2 protein-coding genes and 1 pseudogene are annotated in these 939 nt (G+C 72.5%); all 3 read left to right on the top strand.

Annotated elements, in window-relative coordinates:
* Positions 1-492, top strand: a 492-nt coding sequence (locus tag AOK03_RS37815) for an ABC transporter ATP-binding protein (RefSeq protein WP_167355690.1), incomplete at its 5' end; no start/stop codon positions are given.
* Positions 489-622: pseudogene (locus AOK03_RS44615) on the top strand (peptide ABC transporter ATP-binding protein); the annotation flags it as partial. The gene AOK03_RS37815 and the pseudogene AOK03_RS44615, both read left to right, overlap by 4 nt.
* Positions 623-624: 2 nt before the next feature.
* The coding region (locus tag AOK03_RS44610) for an ATP-binding cassette domain-containing protein (protein WP_244177915.1) at positions 625-939 on the top strand (315 nt) is incomplete at both ends.

The raw sequence follows: 939 nt of genomic DNA, 5'->3' as shown, positions 1-939 counted from the left end.
GTCACCGTGCAGGCGCAGATCATCCAGCTCCTGCTGCGGCTGCGCGAGGAGCTGGGCTTCGCGCTGATCCTCGTCTCGCACGACCTCGCGCTCGTCGCCGACGTCACCGACCGGGTCGTGGTGATGTACGGCGGACAGATCGTCGAGACGGGCGTGACGGCGGACCTGGTGGAGTCCCCCGCACACCACTACACACGCGGGCTGCTGGGCTCGGTGCTCTCCCTGGAGTCGGCGGCGCAGCGCCTCACCCAGATCAAGGGCGTGGTGCCCTCCCCCGCCGACTTCCCGGCGGGCTGCAGATTCGCGGACCGCTGCCCGCTGGCGGACGAGGTCTGCCGGACCACGACACCGCGGCTGGCGGGTGGCGCACCCCATGCGACCGCATGCCACCACCCGGCGGAACCGACGACCACCTCGGGGGCGCCCCCGGGAGGCGTTTCAGGGGCGCGGGGAACTGCGCGACCAGCCACGACGGACCGAGAGCCGAAATGACCACCCCCATCATCCAGCTGGACGACGTGCACGTAGTGCACAAGGCCCGCTCGGGAGGCCTCTTCTCCCGGGACCAGGTGTACGCCCTGACGGAAGCGGACATGGCCCTCGCCCCCGGCGAGACCGTCGGNNGTCCTCGTCGGCGCGCAGCGGCCCACCGCGGGAACCGTGTCGTTCCGCGGCCGGGATCTGTGGACGATGCCGCCCGCCGAACGGCGGAGCTCCATCGGGACCCGCACCGGAATGATCTTCCAGGACCCCTCGACGGCCCTGAACCGCCGCCTCCCGGTGAGCCGCATCCTCCGGGACCCCCTCGACGTCCACAAGCGCGGCACTCCGAAGGAACGCGACGAGCGGGTACGGGAGTTGATGGGCCTGGTCGGGCTGCCCGGGAGCCTCGCCGACGGCCTGCCGGGACAGCTGTCGGGCGGGCAGCGCCAGCGCGTC

This window comes from Streptomyces atriruber, assembly GCF_001418325.1.
Classification (GTDB): domain Bacteria; phylum Actinomycetota; class Actinomycetes; order Streptomycetales; family Streptomycetaceae; genus Streptomyces; species Streptomyces atriruber.
Note: the sequence above shows the minus strand (reverse complement) of the source record. Positions and strands in the feature narration are given on the sequence as shown.